Annotated in this window: 8 protein-coding genes; 3 read left to right on the top strand and 5 right to left on the bottom strand. The window is 71.3% G+C overall.

Translation table 11 applies throughout. The features are described 5' to 3' along the window. Position 1: 1 nt before the first annotated feature. Both BJY18_RS30045 and BJY18_RS30050 read right to left on the bottom strand, forming a co-directional pair. Positions 2–529, bottom strand: coding sequence for a GNAT family N-acetyltransferase (locus tag BJY18_RS30045; RefSeq protein ID WP_184783256.1), 528 nt, complete (start codon positions 527–529; stop codon positions 2–4). Between the two features lie 176 nt (positions 530–705). After that, positions 706–4,548, bottom strand: coding sequence for a multifunctional oxoglutarate decarboxylase/oxoglutarate dehydrogenase thiamine pyrophosphate-binding subunit/dihydrolipoyllysine-residue succinyltransferase subunit (locus tag BJY18_RS30050; RefSeq protein WP_184783257.1), 3,843 nt, complete (start codon positions 4,546–4,548; stop codon positions 706–708). 325 nt (positions 4,549–4,873) lie between these two features. Between BJY18_RS30050 and BJY18_RS30055 the strand changes: the two genes are divergently transcribed. Next, entirely contained in the window at positions 4,874–5,155 is a 282-nt protein-coding gene (locus BJY18_RS30055; RefSeq protein ID WP_184783258.1) for a hypothetical protein, read from the top strand. Positions 5,156–5,365: 210 nt separating this feature from the next. Here the strand turns inward: BJY18_RS30055 and BJY18_RS30060 are convergent, their stop codons facing one another. Continuing rightward, complete coding sequence (locus BJY18_RS30060) at positions 5,366–9,121, bottom strand: ABC transporter ATP-binding protein (RefSeq protein ID WP_184783259.1); 3,756 nt, start codon at positions 9,119–9,121, stop codon at positions 5,366–5,368. A 715-nt stretch (positions 9,122–9,836) separates the two neighbouring features. Beyond that, entirely contained in the window at positions 9,837–10,952 is a 1,116-nt protein-coding gene (gene ald / locus BJY18_RS30065) for an alanine dehydrogenase (RefSeq protein ID WP_184783260.1), read from the bottom strand. Positions 10,953–11,138: 186 nt separating this feature from the next. Here ald and BJY18_RS30070 point away from each other — a divergent pair, with 186 nt between their 5' ends. Both BJY18_RS30070 and BJY18_RS30075 read left to right on the top strand, forming a co-directional pair. Beyond that, entirely contained in the window at positions 11,139–12,080 is a 942-nt protein-coding gene (locus BJY18_RS30070; protein ID WP_184783261.1) for a zinc-binding dehydrogenase, read from the top strand. After that, positions 12,077–12,520, top strand: a complete 444-nt coding sequence (locus tag BJY18_RS30075; RefSeq protein ID WP_184783262.1) for a pyridoxamine 5'-phosphate oxidase family protein — start codon at positions 12,077–12,079, stop codon at positions 12,518–12,520. The genes BJY18_RS30070 and BJY18_RS30075 overlap by 4 nt, the downstream gene beginning before the upstream one ends. Here BJY18_RS30075 and BJY18_RS30080 read toward each other — a convergent pair. Beyond that, positions 12,489–14,057 (bottom strand): PucR family transcriptional regulator, encoded by a 1,569-nt coding sequence (locus tag BJY18_RS30080; protein WP_184784935.1) that lies wholly within the window; start codon positions 14,055–14,057, stop codon positions 12,489–12,491. The genes BJY18_RS30075 and BJY18_RS30080 overlap by 32 nt on opposite strands. Positions 14,058–14,089: the final 32 nt, after the last annotated feature.

The raw sequence follows: 14,089 nt of genomic DNA on the forward strand, positions 1-14,089 counted from the left end.
CTCAGAGCCGGTCGAACGCCGGTGCGTAGCGGAAGGCGCCGCGGTCGCCCGGGGTGTAGGCGGCCAGCGGGAGCGCCTGGAAGTGCGGCGCCCAGTCGGCGACCGGCGGAGTGATGCCGAGGGTCTCGGCCAGGACGAAGCCGAACCGGGCGTAGTAGGCCGGGCTGCCGAGCAGCACCACCAGGGACCGGCCGAGCGCGTTGGCCGCGCCGACGGTCGCGTGGACCAGCGCGGAACCGGCGCCGCTGCGCTGGTGCGCGGGCAGCACGCCGAGTGGGCCGAAGCCGACCGCGGACGCGGGGTCGTCGCCGAGCCGGGCCGGGCTGGCGCAGGCGTGTCCGATCACCTCGCCGTCACGCACCGCGACCAGGGACAACGCGGGGATCAGGTCGCCGTCGCCACGCAGGCCCTCGACCAGCCGGGCCTCCGGCATCTCGCCGGTCACGCCCGGATTGTGCGGCGCGAACGCGGCGTTGTGCAGGACGTGGATCATCGGCGCGTCATCGGCGGTGGCCTGGCGGATCAGCATGCGAGCCAGTCTCGCGGACCCGCAGCCGGGACAAAACCGAGTTTTCTCCCCAGCGGGCGAGGGTGGCTCTTGGGAAACGAAGGCGGCCGGTCACCGCGGCGACCACGTGCTGACCAAGAGCAGGCAGGCCGCCCCGGACGGATATCCGGGACGGCCTGCCTGTGCAGCTGCTCAGCTCAGTCGAACGCCTTCGAGATGAGCGCCTTCTGCTCCACCTCGTGCACCTTCGACGAACCGGCCGACGGGGCGGCCATCGGGCGGCGCGCCACGACCTGGAGGCCGGCGAAGGCCTCCGGGAACTTGCGCGGCAGGTTGAGCCCGAAGAACGGCCAGGCACCCTGGTTCTCCGGCTCCTCCTGGACCCACGCGATCTGCTTCGCGTTCGAGTAGCGCTCGATCGCGGCCAGCAGCTTCTTCTTCGGCAGCGGGTAGTACTGCTCGATGCGCACGATCGCGACGTCGTCCACCTCGCGCTTGGCCCGCTCGGCCACCAGCTCCCAGTACAGCTTGCCCGAGGTCAGCAGCACCTTGCGGACCTTGGCCGGATCGAGGTCGGCGTCGTCGATGACCGACATGAACCGGCTCTGCCCGGTGAAGTCGGCCACGTCCGAGGTGGCCGCCTTGTTGCGCAGCATCGACTTCGGTGTGAAGACGATCAGCGGCCGCTGGATGCCGTCGAGGGCGTGCCGGCGCAGCAGGTGGAAGTAGTTCGCCGGGGTGGAGGGCACCGCGACGGTCATCGAGGCCTCCGCGCACAGCGAGAGGAACCGCTCGATGCGACCGGAGGTGTGGTCCGGGCCCTGCCCCTCGTGGCCGTGCGGCAGCAGCAGCACCACGTCGGAACGCTGGCCCCACTTGGCCTCACCGGAGGAGATGTACTCGTCGATGACGCTCTGCGCGCCGTTGACGAAGTCGCCGAACTGCGCCTCCCACATGATCAGCGATTCCGGGTTGGCCACCGAGTAGCCGTACTCGAAGCCGACCGCGGCGTACTCCGAGAGCGCGGAGTCGTAGATCATCACGCGGCCCTGGTCGTCGGCCAGGTTCTGCAGCGGCGAGTACTCCTGGCCGGTCTTGCGGTCGATGAACACCGAATGCCGCTGGGTGAAGGTGCCGCGGCGGGAGTCCTGGCCGGACAGCCGCACGAGGCGGCCTTCCAGCGCGAGGGTGCCGAACGCGAGCAGTTCGCCGAATGCCCAGTCGATGCCGCCTTCGCGGGACATCTTGTGCCGGCGTTCCATGACCGGCTTGACCCGCGGGTGCGGGGTGAAGCCCTCAGGCACGTTGAGGAACACGTCGCCGATGTGCTCGACGGTCTCCTGAGACACCGCGGTGGTGACCTTCGCCGGGATCTGCTGCTCTTCCTCGACCGAGGGGCTCGCCTTCGCCGGATGCTTCTCCAGCTCGCGCACCTCGTTGAAGACGTGCTCCAGCTGGCTGGAGAAGTCCCGCAGCGCGGCCTCGGCCTCTTCGACGGAAATGTCCCCGCGGCCGATCAGCGATTCGGTGTAGCCCTTCCGGACCGAACGCTTGGTGTCGATGATGTCGTACATCGCCGGCTGCGTCATCGACGGGTCGTCGCCCTCGTTGTGACCGCGGCGGCGGTAGCAGATCAGGTCGATCACCACGTCCTTGTGGAACGCCTGGCGGTACTCCACGGCGAGCTTGGCCACCCAGTGCGCCGCCTCCGGGTCGTCGCCGTTGACGTGGAAGATCGGCGAACCGATCATCTTCGCCACGTCGGTGGCGTACTGGCTGGAGCGCGAGTGCTCCGGCGCGGTGGTGAAGCCGACCTGGTTGTTGACGATCACGTGCACGGTGCCGCCGGTGCGGTAGCCGCGCAGCAGCGAAAGGTTCAGCGTCTCGGCCACCACGCCCTGGCCGGCGAAGGCCGCGTCGCCGTGCATCAGGACGGGCAGTACGGAGTATCCCCCGGTGACACTGTCGCCCTTGTCCAGCAGGTCCTGCTTCGCGCGGACGATGCCCTCGAGCACCGGGTCGACGGTCTCCAGGTGCGACGGGTTCGCGGTCAGCGACACCTTCGTCTCGCCGTCGCCGAACATCCGGAAGTACTTGCCCTCGGCACCGAGGTGGTACTTCACGTCGCCGGAGCCGTGCGCCTGGCCCGGGTCGAGGTTGCCCTCGAACTCCTGGAAGATCTGACTGATCGGCTTGCCGACGATGTTGGCCAGTACGTTCAGCCGGCCGCGGTGCGGCATGCCGATGACGACCTCGTCCAGCTCGTGCTCGGCCGCCTTGTCCAGCAGCGTGTCCAGCAGCGGGATCGCCGTCTCGCCACCCTCCAGCGAGAACCGCTTCTGACCGACGTACTTGGTCTGCAGGAAGGTCTCGAACGCTTCGGCCGCGTTCAGCTTCGAGAGCACGTACTTCTGCACCGCGGGGTCCGGCTTCTCGTGCGGGATCTCCACCCGGTCCTGGATCCAGCGCCGCTCCTCGGGGTCGAGGATGTGGGTGTACTCGATGCCGACCGTGCGGCAGTAGGAGTTGCGCAGCACGCCCAGGATGTCGCGCAGCTTCATCGTCTCCTGGCCGGCGAAGCCGCCGACCGGGAACTCGCGGTCGAGGTCCCACAGGGTCAGGTTGTGCGAGAGCACGTCCAGGTCGTGGTGACTGCGCTGGCGGTAGTTCAGCGGATCGGTGTCGGCCATCAGGTGCCCGCGCATCCGGAACGCCTCGATCAGCTCGATCACCCGGGCGGTCTTGTCGACCGGGCCCTCCGGGATGTCGGCGACCCAGCGGATCGGCTCGTAGGGCAGCCGCAGGCTGGTGAAGACGTCGTCGTAGAAGCCGTTCTCGCCGAGCAGCAGCTCGTGGATCCGCTTCAGGTACTCGCCGGACTCCGCGCCCTGGATGATCCGGTGGTCATAGGTCGAGGTCAGCGTCATGATCTTGCTGACCGCGAGGTCGATCAGCGTCTTCTCGCTGGTTCCCTCGAACGCGGCCGGGTACTGCATCGCGCCGACGCCGATGATCGCGCCCTGGCCGGCCTGCAGCCGCGGCACCGAGTGGTTGGTGCCGATGCCGCCCGGGTTGGTCAGCGAGATGGTGGTGCCGGAGAAGTCGTCCGCGGTGAGCTTGTTGGTGCGGGCCTTCTTGATGATCTCCTCGTAGGCCTGCCAGAACTGCATGAACGTCATGTCCTCGACGCCCTTGACCGAGGCCACGACGAGCGTGCGCCCGCCGTCCTTGCCCTTCATGTCGATGGCGAGGCCGAAGTTCACGTGTTCCGGGGTGACCGCGAACGGCTTCCCGTCGACCAGCTGGTAGTGCCGGTTCATGTTCGGGAAGTCCTTCAGCGCCCGCACCATGGCGTAGCCGATGAGGTGGGTGAAGGAGATCTTGCCGCCGCGGGTGCGCTTGAGATGGTTGTTGATGACGATGCGGTTGTCCGCCATCAGCTTCGCCGGCACCGCGCGCACACTGGTCGCGGTGGGCACCGACAGCGAGGCGTCCATGTTCTTCGCGATTGCCGCGGCGGCGCCACGCAGCTGCTTCGACTCCGGCTCGTCCTTCTTCGCGGAGTCGGCCGTGGCCGCGGTGGTCTTCGGCGCCTCGGCGCTCGCGGCCTTGGCGGGCGCGCTCTTTGCTGGCGCGCTCTTTGCCGGCGCGCTCTTTGCCGGCGCAGCCTTGGCTGGCTCGGTCTTCGGCACTGCGGCCTTCGGCGACTCGGTCTTCGGAGCCTCGGTCTTGGGGGACTCGGTCGTGGAGCCGGCCTTCGGGGTTTCGGTCTTCGGGGCGGGCGCCGGGGTGGCGCTGCGCTGCGGCGTGGCGGGCTTCGCCTCGGTCGCGTGTCCGTTGTCGCTGCTCACCGTGGTGCCGGCCGTGGTCTGCCGGGCGGAATCGGCCTTCGCCTGCGGCGACTGCGTCGGCTTGAAGTCCGCGAAGAAGTCGTGCCAGGCGGCATCGACTGAGGAGGGGTCGGCAAGGAACTGGTCGTACATTTCCTCGACCAGCCACTCGTTGGGGCCGAACTGTGACGCAGGGCTGCTGCTGGACACGGCTTGGGCTCGCCTCTATCCGTCTCGATCTTGTCTGTGCTAATGCGCCTACCAGGCTAACCCCCTCCGTGACTGCCGTGTGATGGAACTGCCGTGTGTGAGGCCTGGCGCACTAGGGGATCGGTCACTGACTCGATCAAGTGTCCCGCGCCGTGTTCCGGGTCCGGAACGATCGGCCCTGGACACAGCCTTTTCGGGCACCGTTGGTGCCGGGTTGGCCGTGTGTGTGGCCGGTGTTCACGCCACCCGGGTGCACTGGCCCGGTAGCTGATGCGGCGCCCCGGGGGGTGGCGCCGCGAATGCCGTACGAGGTGGTGCGTACCCGATGTGGCTGGTCGAATGTCCGTCGTTCTGGGACCAGGGCCTGATCCGGCCACTGGTCACCGAGGGCGGCGAAGTGGTGCTGATGTGTGACTCCTGCACCGCGGTGTGGCGCACCCCGGCGGGGATCGAGGAGTTCGACCACGTGGAGCCCGCCGCCCCGGACTGGTCCATCGGCCCGGATACCCACGTCCGCCCGGGCACGACCCGCTGGGCCGGCCCGGCCGACGTCACCTCCGCCGGCTGGGGCGACCTCCAGTGGCGAGAACTCCCGTACGCGAGCTGAGGCCTCGCTGCGCTGGCGTCCCGCCGCGCTCGCTAACCCGGCGCGCCGCCGCTCTGGGTTGCCCTCGCCGTTCGCTGCTCCGCCGCGAGAAGGCCGTGAAGGGCTCCTTAAGGGGGCTTCACGGCTCGGTGCCTGGCCGCGCGGCTCCGCACCTGCCCCGCACGGCGTGCCTCCTCGCCCGCTCCGCGCAGCTCGGCCCGGACACCGCTGTCAGCCCAGTGCCCACAGGCGGGCGTAGTGGCCGTCTGCGGTGAGTAGTTCCTCGTGGGTGCCCTGCTCGGCGATGTGGCCGTGGTCCAGCACGACGATCCGGTCGGCCTTCGCCGCGGTCGCCAGGCGGTGCGCGACCACGAACGTGGTGCGCCGGCGGGACAGGCGCTCGGTGGCCTGCAGCACGGTGGCCTCGGTGGCCGGGTCGAGGGCCGCGGTGGCCTCGTCGAGCAGCAGGACGTCCGGGTCCACCAGCTCGGCGCGGGCCAGCGCGACCAGCTGCCGCTGCCCGGCGGACAGCGACCGGCCGCGTTCGCCCACCGGCTGGTGGAAGCCGGCCGGCAGCGCGGCCACGCCGTCCAGCGCGCCGACCGCCCGCACGGCCGTCTCCACCTCCGCGTCGGTCGCTTCCGGGCGGCCGTAGCGCACGTTGTCGGCCACCGTGCCGGAGAACAGGTGTGCCTCCTGCGGTACGACGCCCATCCGCGCCCGCAGGCCGGGCAGGTCGTACTCGCGGACATCGACTCCGTCGATCAGCACCGCGCCGTCGGTGCTGTCGTAGTAGCGCGCGACCAGCTTGACCGCGGTGGACTTGCCCGCGCCGGTGGCGCCGACCAGCGCGACCGTCTCGCCGGGGGAGACGTCGAGCGACAGGTTCTCCAGCGCGGGCGTCCCGGCCCCGGCGTAGGAGAACCCGACGTCCTTGAACCGCACCTCGCCGGACAGGTGCTCCGGCAACGCCACCGGCCGCTCCGCGGGCGGCACCGAGGTGGGCGTGCGCAGCAGGTCGCCGATCCGGCTCAACCCGACCCGCGCCTGCTGGTACCCGTCGAAGACCGACGACAGCTGCTGGATCGGCGAGAAGAACTGCTGCAGGTACAGCAGGAACCCGAGCAGCACCCCCGCCGCGAGCGTGCCCGCCGCGACGCGGTTCGCCCCGACCACCAGCACCGTGGTGGTCGCGAGGTCCGACAGCAGCGTCACGAGAGGGAAGTACGTCGCGATGTAACGCTGCGCACGTAACCGGGAGCGCCGATACTCGTCACTGCGCGAAGCGAAGGCAGCCGCGGACCGCTCTTCCCGCGTGTACGCCTGTGCGACCCGCAGGCCGCTGACGTTCTCCTGCAGATCGGCGTTGACCACGCTCACCTTTTCGCGCGCTTCGGTGTACGCGCGCGAAGCGAGCCGGCGGAACACCAGCGTGGCGACCAGGAGCAGCGGCAGCATGGCGAGCGCGTACCCGGCGAGCGTGACGTCGGTGACCAGCAACGCGACGGTGATGCCCACCAGCGTCAGCGCGCTCACGACCGCGGTGGCCAGGCCGGTCTGCAGGAACGTGGACAGCGCGTCGACGTCCGTGGTCATCCGGGTCATGATCTTGCCGGACAGCTCGCGCTCGTAGTAGTCCAGCCCGAGCCGTTGCAGATGTGCGTAGCTGCGGACGCGCAAGGAGTACAGCACGGTCTCGCCGACCCGCGCGGTGAGCCGGGTCTGCCCGCGCACCAGGAACCAGTCCACCGCGACGACCAGCGCGCCGACCGCGGCCAGCGTCCACACCACGCTCACGGCTCCGGGCAGCACGCCGTGGTCGACCCCTCGCTGGTACAGCGCCGGCAGCGCGAGCGTGGCCAGCGCGTCGCCGGCCACGAGCGCGATCACGCCGATCAACGGCCACCGCACCGGCCGCAGCAGCCGGGACAGCCGGAACCCCGGATCCGGCGCCGTCACGTCCACTTCGGACAGTCGTGGCCGGTCCACCGCGGGTGGCAGCTTGCGCACGCCCTCCAGCAGCTCCGGCGTCGGCGGCACGTCCGCACCGCCGCCGGCGAAGCCCGAACCACCGCCAGGGGTGCCGCCGCGCGTCTGCGCGGCCTCGGCGAGCGCGTCGACCTCGTCGCGGTCACCGGAGTCCGGCCACAGCGCGGACGTGCGTCCGTCCGCGCCCGGCTCGAGCACGCGATGCCGATGCGGCTTCTCGGCGTCGTCGCCTGGACCGGCGACCAGCTCGCGGAACAGCGGGCAGCGCGCCAGCAGCTCGTCCTCGGTACCGACGTCGACCACGCGGCCCTGGTCGAGCACCGCGATCCGGTCCGCCAGCTGCAGCGTGGACCGCCGGTGCGCGACCAGCAGCGTGGTGCGCTGCGCGGTGACCGCGCGCAGCGTCTCGTGGATCGCGGCCTCGGTGACGGTGTCGATCGCGGACGTGGCGTCGTCCAGGATCAGCACGCGCGGGTCGGTCAGCAGCGCGCGGGCCAGACCGAGGCGCTGCCGCTGCCCGCCGGACAGCGTGAGCCCGCGCTCGCCGACCTCGGTGGCGTACCCCTCGGGAAGCGCACGGATGAAGCCGTCGGCCTCCGCGGCCCTCGCCGCGGCGAAGACCTCCTCGTCGCTGGCATCCGGCCGCCCGTATGCGATGTTGTCGCGAATCGACGACGAAAACAGGAACGCCTCTTCGAAAACCACCCCGATGGCCTGCCGCAGCTGCTTGAGGGGAACCTCACGCACGTCGGCACCGCCGACCCGCACCGAACCTTCATGCACGTCGTAAAACCGGGGCAGCAGCAAGGAAATCGTGGACTTCCCGGAACCCGCGGTGCCCACCAGCGCGAGCGTCTCGCCCGGACGCGCGGCGAGCGTGAGACCGTCCAGCACCGGTTCACTGCGGGTGTAGCCGAAGCGGACCTCGGACAGCTCCACCCCGAGCGGACCCTCGGGCAGCGGCTGCGCGTCCGGACTGTCGGCCACCTCGGGTTGCGCGTCGATCAGCTCGTACACCCGCTCCGCACCCGCACGCGTGAGCTGCGCCTGCACCACCAGGCCGGACAGAAGCCGCGCCGGCCCGATCAACGTGGCCAGATAGGTGGCGAACGCGAGGAACGTACCGAGGCTGATCTGCCCGCCCAGCGCCAACACCCCGCCGATGGCCAGCACCGCCACCTGACCGGCCGCGGGCAGCGCGGACGTGGTCGCGGTGGGCAGCGCGGACAGCTTCGCCGCACGCAACCGCTCCGCGAACAGCTTCCGCGCAGTGCGCTCCAGCCGCGAAACCTCGCGCGCCTCCTGCCCGAACCCCTTCACCACGCGCACGCCGGTGACGGTCTCCTCCACCTGCTGCGCGACGTCGGCAGCCCGCTGCTGCGCCGACCAGGTCGCCGGGAACAGCCTCCGCCGGCTGATCCCGACCACGATCCCGACCGCGGGCGCCACGATCAATGCGATCACCGTCAGCAGCGGCGACATCCACAGCATCGCCCCCAGCGCCAGCGCCGCGAAGATCACCGAACCCGCCGACAACGGCACCTGCATGAGCAACCCGGTCACCAACTGCAAATCCGAAATCGCCCGCGAAACCACCTGCCCGGTACGCAAAGCGTCCTGTTTCCCGCCATCAAGCCGGGAAACCGCATTGAACACCTGGTTGCGCAGATCATGCTGGACGTCCAGGGCGAGCCGGCCGCCCACGTACCGGCGCATAAACGCCGAACCGAACGCCACCACCTGCAACGCCACCAGCGCGACCGCGATCCCGCTCAGCTGCGAGGTGTGCCCGGCCACCGCGCCGTCCACCGCCGACCGCACCAGCAGCGGACTCGCCGCCTGCACCCCGACACTCAGGACCGCCGCCGCCATGGCCAGCACGACGACACCGCGGTGCTCCCAGCAGGCGGCGGAAAGACGGCGCACCCAGCCGGCCGGCCGGGGTGCCGTCCCGGAGACTGGACGGTCTTGACGCGCAGGCGCCTCGGTGGTGCTCACGTCATCAATCTAGGGACGAGGTCCGACAATTTATTCCCGAGCCGAAGCAGCCGCGGGCACCTTCACCCCCGCCGACCATGCGATCCGCCCCGCACACGGCCGGCCGGACGAGCGACGTTCATCACGTCCGCCGCGCTCCCTGCAAGATCAACCACCGGCGCGTACCCGGCCTGACGACGGGTTTTGTGCCAGCTGAGGGAGAAGACCACCGGACGGGGAGTGGGTGAATGACCAACCGCGGCCCCCGGATCCGGCCCCCGGGGAGGCGCGGCGCCACGTTATTACCTAAGCTGGAACACGGCGGCCCGCTCCCAGTGACCCCCAGGCTGGTTGAGCGGGTCGCCCCTTCTTGTCCTCCCCTGTTCGCGCTGTGCGCTTCCCGGTGAGTCGGGGCGAGTGCCGGCCCGGGGGCCGAGCCCCCGGAGCCCGGCGGTGCGGGAGGTGGCGGTACCAGCGTGGGGGCGTAGCGGAACGAAGCGGGGCCGGTGAGCGGGGCGGGGCCGGTCAGCGGGGTGGAGCCGGTCATCTCGGGGCCGGTGAACGAAGCGGGCCGGGTGAGCGGGGCGGGGCCGGAAGCTGAGCGCAGCTGGGCGGTCCTTCAACTATTCGCCGGAAACGACGGGCCTCGCGCTGTCATGCGAGGGAGTCCGCCGCGAAAATCGCGAGGGGCCACTGCGTGTGCAGTGGCCCCTCGCGTCGCCGGGTGGTTCGGGAGTCAGGACAGGACGGTCTCCACCGCGGTGTGCGGGAGGCCGTGTGCGGTGGCGACCGGTGCGTTGGTCAGGGCGCCGCGGTGGGTGTTCAGGCCCAGGGCCAGCGCGGGGTCCGCGGAAAGGGCGGCCTGCCAGCCGTGGTCGGCGAGTTGCACGGCGTAGGGCAGGGTCACGTTCGTGAGGCCGTAGGTCGAGGTCCGGGGGACCGCGCCGGGCATGTTCGCGACGCAGTAGAAGACCGAGTCGTGCACGCGGTAGGTCGGTTCGTCGTGCGTGGTCGGGCGGGAGTCCGCGAAGCAACCGCCCTGGTCGATCGCGATGTCCACCAAGACGCTGCCCGGCTTCATGCGCGACACCAGATCGTTCGACACCAGTTTCGGCGCCTTCGCGCCCGGCACCAGCACCGCGCCCACGACCAGGTCGGCCTCCAGCACCGCTTCCTCGACCGACAGCCGGTTCGAGGTCACCGTGCGGATCCGGCCGCCGAAGTCGTTGTCGATCTGCCGGAGCCGGTCGACGTTGGTGTCCAGGATCTCTACGTCCGAGCCCAGGCCCAGCGCCACCCGCGCCGCGTTGAGGCCGGCCACGCCGCCGCCGATCACCACGACCCGCGCCGGATGCACACCCGGGATGCCGCCGGGCAGCACGCCCCGGCCGCCGCTCGGCTTCATCAGCGAGAACGCGCCCACCTGCGGCGCCAGTCGTCCCGCCACCTCCGACATCGGGGCCAGCAGCGGCAGCGCGCCGTTCGGCTTCTGCACGGTCTCGTACGCGATACCGGTCGTCCCGGCGGCCAGCAGCGCGTCGGTCAACGGCCGGTCCGCGGCGATGTGCAGGTAGGTGAACAGCACGAGGTCCTCACGCAGCCGCGGGTACTCCTCGGCGATCGGCTCCTTCACCTTCAGCACGAGCTCGCCCTCGGCCCACGTCTCCTCGGCCGTGGACAGCACCTTCGCCCCAGCCGCGACGTACTCCTCGTCGGTGATCGACGAACCGGAGCCCGCCCCGGTCTCGATGAACACGTCGTGCCCGCGGCCGACCAGCTCGTGCACGCCTGCCGGGGTCAGTGCGACCCGGTACTCGTGCCTCTTGATCTCACGGGGAACGGCGATGCGCACGGCGGCCTCCTGGCGATGTGTTGGGGGGTGCTGCCACTCACGGTGATGCACCCGGACAGCGGTGTCATCGTGTTCCCGGGACAGTTTTTCCCGCATTTCGTAGTGCTGTCGAAACAAGGTACTTGACCTCGACCACGCTCGAGGTAGTGAGCTGTGCCGCGGCGGAGACGAGCTGGAAGGGCGTACATGCGGGCGGTGTGGCTGGAAGAGTTCGGCGGACCCGGGGTGCTGGTCGCGGGGGAGGCTCCCGATCCGGTACCCGGCCAGGGGCAGGTACTGGTCGAGGTGGCCTTCGCGAACATCACGTTCATCGAGACGCAGTTCCGCGCGTCCGGTGGCGGCCCGTTCGCGGCGGAGCTGCCGATGGTCCCCGGCAACGGCGTCGGCGGCGTGATCAGCCGGGCCGGCGCGGGAGTGGATCCGGCGCTGGTCGGACGGCGGGTGGTCACGTCCACCGGCGGCCGTGGCGGGTACGCGCAGCGGGTGGTGGTCGACTCGGAGCTGGTGTTCCCGGTACCCGACGCGCTCGGTCTCGACGTGGCGGTGGCGCTGCTCGCCGACGGCCGGACCGCGACCGGGCTCGTCCACGCGACCGCCGTGGCACCGGGGGAACGAGTGCTGGTCGAGGCCGCCGCGGGTGGTGTCGGCGGCCTGCTGGTGCAGCTGGCGAAGACGGCGGGCGCCGAGGTGGTGGCCGCGGCCGGTGGCCAGGAGAAGGCCGCGCACGCCAGGGACCTGGGCGCCGACCTGGCGGTCGACTACACCGACCCCGCCTGGCCGGAAGCGGCGGGCCCGGTCGACGTGGTGTTCGACGGAGTGGGCGGCCGGGTCGGCACGGCCGCCTTCACCCTGCTCCGCCCCGGCGGCCGGATGGCGATCCACGGCCTCTCGAGCGGTTCGTGGGCGGAAGTGTCCGAAGAGGACGCTCGCGCCCGCGGCATCACACTGATCCGTTCCCTCGGCGACGCGGCGGCGATGCGCGGCTTCACCGAGGCAGCACTGGAGGCAGGCGCCGCGGGCACGCTCACCCCGGTGATCGGCCAGCGCTTTCCGCTGGAGCGCGCGGCCGACGCACACGCGGCCATCGAATCCCGTGGCACGATCGGGAAAACGCTGCTGATCGCGTGAGCGCATTCGACGTCGACGAGTTCCTCGCGCAGCCCCGCACCGCACGCGTGGCGACGAACGGCCCGACCGTGCGTCCCACCTGGTACCTCTGGGAGGACGGGGCGTTCTGGATCCTCAGTGGACCGTGGTCGCGGCTGCCCGGGCGAATCCGGGCTTCGCCGCGGCTCGCCCTCACCGTGGACGTCTGCGACCTGGCGACCGGGCTGGTCCGCCAGGTCGTGGCGAGCGGCGTCGCGCGGATCCTGCCGTTCGACGTGCCTCGGGGCCGGCGGAAGCTCACGCGCTACCTGGGCGAGGACGAATCCCGGTGGGACGCGAGGTTCCGGCACTGCCTGTACGAGGACTGCGACGCCGTGTGGATCCGGCTGGAGCCGGCCAGGATGCGCGCGGGCGACCTGAGTTACCGGGTCAGCTCCAGCGGAGCGCGACCAGCTGGGTGAGCAGCGCCAGCCGCACATCCGGGTCGTCGAGGTCGAGCGGGACCTGGTCGAGGAGCCGTTTCATCCGGTACCGCAACGTGTTCGGGTGGATGCGCAGCTGTTCGGCTGCCGTTCGCGGGTCGCCCGGATGGCGAAGCCATTCGTAGAGCGTGTCCACGTAGCCGGTCTTGCCTGCCTCGTCGTGTTCGCGCAGTACCCGGAGCGGGCCGAGCTCGGCGACGTGCGCAGCGACCGCCCCGGTCGCGGCCCGGTGCAGGACCAACGCGGTCCACGCCTCGTCGTAGGCCACGACACGGCCTTCCACCAAGCCGGCCCGCAGCAGCCCGAGCGCTTCGTCGGCCTGGGTGCGGGAGGTGGCCAGCGCGGCGATGGTTTCCGGTGTGCCGGCTGCCGCGCGCGGCACCCCACCGCGCCGGGAGACCGACTGCGTCATCAGGGCCTCGCGCAACTCGTCCCAGCCACCGGGGCCGGCGCGGTCGGGGACCACGGCATATAGCAATCCGCCGAGTTCCGTCGCCACCGGACGGCGGCCGACTCCCTGGGAAATCCGCTCCAGCAAGGCCAGCCGGAGCCCCTCGGCGTCCCGGCCGTCGCCCCCGGTCACCTCGATGACCACGACCCGGTGCGGTTCGTCGGACAGGTCCAGCTCGGCGACCGCGCGCCGCGGCGCCGCCCGGCCTTCCAGCACGCCGCGCAGCAGCTCGGCCGACGCCCGTCGCTGCGCGTCCGTGTGTGCCCGCCGCCGCAGCAGGTGCAGGGCGACCACCGGGGCGGAGTCCGCGAACGCCGCCGCGCGTTCCTCCGGCACCGGGCCGGTCACCACCGCCCACATCGAGCCCAGCAGCTCGCCGCCCATCCGGATCGGCACGATCAGCCGCGGCAGCGTGCCGTCCCGCTGGGCGGGCACGAAGATCGTCTGCCGTCCGCGGGACAGCTCGCGAAACACCCCGCGGGAGCGGAACCGGGCGAGCACGTCGTCCGGGATGCGCCGGCCCATGATGGTCGCCACCCGGGCCGGGTCGGTGAGGTCCTGGCGGGCGGAGTAGGCGAGCACGCGGGAGTTGGTGTCCTCGATGGTCACCGGGGCGTCCACCACCGAGGCGACCGCGTCGGCGAGCCGGAACAGGTCACCGGAACCGGGATCGCCGCCCTCCTCGAGTGATTCGGACTCGTCGGCCAGCGCGTCGAGAACCGTCCGCAGCAGCCACACCAGCTGCGCCCACGAAGTCGCCGCGTGCACCTGGATCAGCGCGATCCCGGCCTTCTGCGCGGCCCGCCGCACCGAGGGTTTCGCGGCCAGCGGTGGCTTCAGCAGCACCGCCGCCGCCCCCTGTCCGGCACTCACCCGGACGAGTGCTCCCGCGTCGGCCGGCTCCGCGGTGGCCACCCCCAGCACCAGGTCCCCGGCCGCGATCCCGGACGGGGCACCCGGTTCGGCGATGACGACGTCGCCGACCGCCGGGCAGTCCTCCGGCAGCTGCAGCGCGTGCAGCAACGTGGGCCCGACCCGGTCCACCACGCTGCGCACCGAGACCACTGCCACCTCCGTTCGGCGCCGTCCTCCCCGGA

It is taken from the genome of Amycolatopsis jiangsuensis, assembly GCF_014204865.1.
Taxonomy (GTDB): Bacteria; Actinomycetota; Actinomycetes; order Mycobacteriales; family Pseudonocardiaceae; genus Amycolatopsis; species Amycolatopsis jiangsuensis.